The following is a 4,115-nucleotide window of genomic DNA, read 5'->3' as shown; positions in this document are numbered from 1 at the left end:
CGTGCTGGCGGGCCTGACGGCCGCCGCCCTGGTCGCGACCTCCCCGTCCACCGCCCGCGCCTGGATCCCCGGCGTCATGGGCGTGACCGCCATCGGCGCGCTGATCGGCGTCTAGGTCGTCACCCTCGCCTACGGGAAAAGGCGCAAGCCATGAACACCCCTACCCTGCCCGGAGGGCCGGAGGGGGGTCAGCGCCCCGCCGCGACGATGGCCTTCCACACCGCCAGGGCCTGGCTCATCTCGCGGACGTCGTGGACCCGGACGGCCTCGACGCCGCAGTCGGCGCCGTGCAGGTGGACGGCCAGCGAGCCGCCCAGGCGGTCGCGGGCGTCCTGGGCGCGGGGGTCGATGGCGGCGATGAAGCGCTTGCGGCTGGCGCCCAGCAGCACGCGGTAGCCCAGGGCCACGAAGCGCGGCAGGGCCGACAGCAAAGCCAGGTTATGCGCCGGCGTCTTGCCGAAGCCGATGCCGGGATCGAGCCAGATCTTCTCGCGCTCGACGCCGGCGGCCATGGCGGTGAGCGCCCGGGCCAGCAGGAAGGCCTCGACCTCGGCGACGACGTCGTCATAGCGCGGCTCGTCCTGCATGGTGCCCGGCTCGCCGCGCAGGTGCATGAGGATGACTTCGCAGCCCAGCTCGGCGGCGACCTCGGGGGCGTCGGGGGCGAAGCGCAGGGCCGCGACGTCGTTCCAGATGTCGGCCCCGGCGGCGACGGCGGCGCGGGCGACTCGGGGCTTCATGGTGTCTATCGAGATGGCGGCGTCGCTCTCGGCGCGGATGGCGCGGATCAGCGGGACGACGCGGGCGATCTCCTCGGCCTCGGACACCGGGTTCGCGCCCGGCCGGGTGCTCTCGCCGCCGATGTCGAGGATGGTCGCGCCGTCGTCGATCAGCCGGCGGGCGTGGGACAGGGCGGCGGCGGGATCGAAGAACCGGCCGCCGTCCGAGAAGCTGTCGGGCGTGACATTGACCACGCCCATGACGCGCGGGACGGCATGGATCATGGGCGTGGGTTTAGACCCGTGGGTCGTTGTCGTCACCAGCCGATGAAGGTGGTGAAGTCGTCGATCATCGAGGTCCAGACGCCGAAGTCGTCTTCGAGCACGGCCGTGCTGCGGCCGGCGTTGATGTTGACGTCGTACTGGACGTAGGGGTCGCCTTCGTCGTCGATATAGGCCTTCAGGTAACGGTTCTGGCGGTTCCACTCGTTGATCTTGGCCGCCGACATCGGCTGCTTGAGGTCGAAGCTGGCGGCGAACTGCAGGGCCTTGCAGCGCGGCTTGGCGGTGCAGTCGTAGAAATAGACCGTGAAGTTCACGCCGCCGGCGGCGCTCTTGATCATCGGGTCGCCGGTCTCGTCCTTGGTCAGTTCGGCCTTGTAGCCGGCGTCCTGCAGCCACTTGGCGACCTCGGGGCCGGTCATGCCGTCGACGTGGATGTCGCCCGGCGCCGCGGAAGCGGCTGTGGGGGCGACCAGAGGGGTGGTCGCGACCAGGGCTCCGGCCATCAGGCCCAGCATCGACGTCTTCATGCGCGTTCCCTTGCGTTTCAACTCCGAAGGGAAGCTGTACCACCCCCTCGCCCGGGAAGACCAGAACGGGGCCGCAAGGAAGCCGTGGACGACCGGTGGAGCAAAACAAAAGCCGGACCCGACGAGCGGATCCGGCTTTCGCGGTCTCAAAAAGTTCGTTCGCGCCTTAGGCGGTGACGCCCGTGGGCGAGACCGGCACCGAGGCCACGGGACCCGTCGGCTTCTTCTCCTCGGTCTCCTCGCGGATGGGCGCGACGCCCTTGGTGACGCCGATGATCTCGTCGCCGCTCAGGGTCTCGAACTCCAGCAGGGCCTTGGCGACCGAGTGCAGGTCTTCCAGCTTCTCGGTCAGGATCCGGCGGGCGTCGTCCTCGCCGCCCTTCACCAGGCGACGGACCTCGGCGTCGATCTTGACCATGGTGTCGGGCGAGACGTTCTGGGTGCGGGCCACCGAGTGGCCCAGGAAAACCTCTTCCTGGTTGTCGCCGTAGGCCACGGTGCCCAGGTCGTCGGAGAAGCCCCAGCGGGTGACCATGTTGCGGGCCAGGTTGGTGGCCGCGCTGATGTCGCTCGACGCGCCCGAGGTGATCTTCTCCTTGCCGAAGATCAGCTCCTCGGCCACGCGGCCGGCCATCATGATGGCCAGACGCGAGGTCATCATGTCGTAGCTCATCGAGTAGCGGTCGCCTTCCGGCAGCTGCATGACCATGCCCAGGGCGCGGCCGCGCGGCACGATGGTGGCCTTGTGGACCGGGTCGGCGACCGGGACGTTAAGGGCCACCAGGGCGTGGCCGCCCTCGTGATAGGCCGTCAGCTTCTTCTCGTCCTCGCTCATGGCCATCGAGCGGCGCTCGGCGCCCATCATGACCTTGTCCTTGGCGTGCTCGAAGTCGTGCATGGTGACCATGCGACGGTTCTTGCGCGCGGCGGTCAGAGCGCCTTCGTTGACCAGGTTGGCCAGGTCCGCGCCCGAGAAGCCGGGGGTGCCGCGGGCCAGGGTCTTGACGTCGACGTCGGCGGCCAGCGGCACGTTCTTCATGTGCACGCGCAGGATCTTCTCGCGACCGGCGACGTCCGGGTTCGGGACCACGACCTGGCGGTCGAAGCGGCCCGGACGCAGCAGGGCCGGGTCCAGAACGTCGGGACGGTTGGTGGCGGCGATCAGGATGATGCCTTCGTTGGCCTCGAAGCCGTCCATCTCGACCAGCAGCTGGTTGAGGGTCTGCTCGCGCTCGTCGTTGCCGCCGCCCAGGCCGGCGCCGCGGTGGCGACCGACGGCGTCGATTTCGTCGATGAAGATGATGCAGGGGGCGTTCTTCTTGGCCTGCTCGAACATGTCGCGCACGCGGCTGGCGCCGACGCCGACGAACATCTCGACGAAGTCCGAACCGGAGATGGTGAAGAACGGCACGCCGGCTTCACCGGCCACGGCGCGGGCGATCAGGGTCTTGCCGGTGCCGGGAGGGCCGACCAGCAGGGCGCCCTTGGGGATCTTGCCGCCCAGGCGCTGGAACTTGGCCGGGTCCTTCAGGAAGTCGACGACCTCCTGCAGCTCTTCCTTGGCCTCGTCCACGCCGGCGACGTCGTCGAACAGCACGCGGTTCTTGTTCTCGGTCAGCAGGCGGGCCTTGGACTTGCCGAAGCCCATGGCGCCCTTGGTGCCGCCCTGCATCTGGCGCATGAAGAAGATCCACACGCCGATCAGCAGCAGGATCGGCAGCATGTTCAGGAACAGGCCCAGCACGTTGAACTTGTTCGGGTCCTGGATCTGGATGTCGGCGTTGCGCGCCTCCAGCCGCTTGATCAGGTCCTCGTTGTTCGACGGCGCGTTGACGACATAGACCGTCTTGCCGTCGGCGGCCGTGACCTTGACCTGCTGACCATTGATCTCGGCCTTCTTGACCTGGCCGTTATCGATGTTCTTCAGCAGCTGCGAATAGCTGGCGCCGCCTTCGCGATGCACCGGGTTGCCCTGTCGCATCACGGTCCAAGCCATGATCAGGACGAACACGATGGCCAGCCAGATGCCCACGTTCCTCAGATTCATACGCGTCGTCTTCCCAAAGCTATCGCTCGTCGACCCAAGATAGGACGACTGACGGCGTTTCGCCACGCGCGCGATATCAGGTCGCAGGTTCTTGATCGATGAAGCCGCACGCGGCTTCGAACCTTTCCCGGATCAGCACGCTCGCGCCGAACGCGCTATCCCTTGCAAGGATCGGGCTAGAGGCCTGTCCCGAGGCGTCGACCGACGCCGGCAGCACCGGTCGGACGACGGCCGGAAAATTCTTCAGAACCTGGCGTTCGCAGGCCGGCAGACGGGCCGAAAGACCGCCGAGCGCGCGGATCGTCACCGGCTCGCGCGCCGTGACGAGGTAGCGGCCATCCCAGACGGCGGTCTCGCCGGCGGCGAGAACGAGGCTTTCCAGCCCCCCTCGCCTGGCCTCGCCCGCCTCGCGGACGAAGAGCGCGCCGGCCTCGTCGGCGACGATGCGGGCGCCGGCCAGGGTGGCGGTGAAGGTCTCGCCCCGCGCCAGCCGCTCGACCAGCCGGGACAGGCGATCGCCGCGCGGCGGCGTCGTGG

The 4,115-nt window shown here is 68.5% G+C and carries 3 protein-coding genes and 1 pseudogene; all 4 read right to left on the bottom strand.

Going from position 1 to position 4,115, the window contains the following annotated elements:
* Positions 1–188: 188 nt before the first annotated feature.
* Positions 189–1,004 (bottom strand): dihydropteroate synthase, encoded by an 816-nt coding sequence (gene folP, locus DMC18_RS20920; protein ID WP_110118453.1) that lies wholly within the window; start codon positions 1,002–1,004, stop codon positions 189–191.
* A 32-nt stretch (positions 1,005–1,036) separates the two neighbouring features.
* Positions 1,037–1,531, bottom strand: a complete 495-nt coding sequence (locus DMC18_RS20915) for a YbjN domain-containing protein (protein ID WP_110118454.1) — start codon at positions 1,529–1,531, stop codon at positions 1,037–1,039.
* Positions 1,532–1,697: 166 nt separating this feature from the next.
* Positions 1,698–3,578 (bottom strand): ATP-dependent zinc metalloprotease FtsH, encoded by a 1,881-nt coding sequence (gene ftsH, locus DMC18_RS20910; protein WP_110118455.1) that lies wholly within the window; start codon positions 3,576–3,578, stop codon positions 1,698–1,700.
* Positions 3,579–3,654: 76 nt separating this feature from the next.
* Positions 3,655–4,115, bottom strand: a pseudogene (locus tag DMC18_RS26200) (tRNA(Ile)-lysidine synthetase); the annotation flags it as partial.

The sequence above is a fragment of the Caulobacter sp. D5 genome (assembly GCF_003185805.1).
Lineage (GTDB): Bacteria > Pseudomonadota > Alphaproteobacteria > Caulobacterales > Caulobacteraceae > Caulobacter.
Note: the sequence above shows the minus strand (reverse complement) of the source record. Positions and strands in the feature narration are given on the sequence as shown.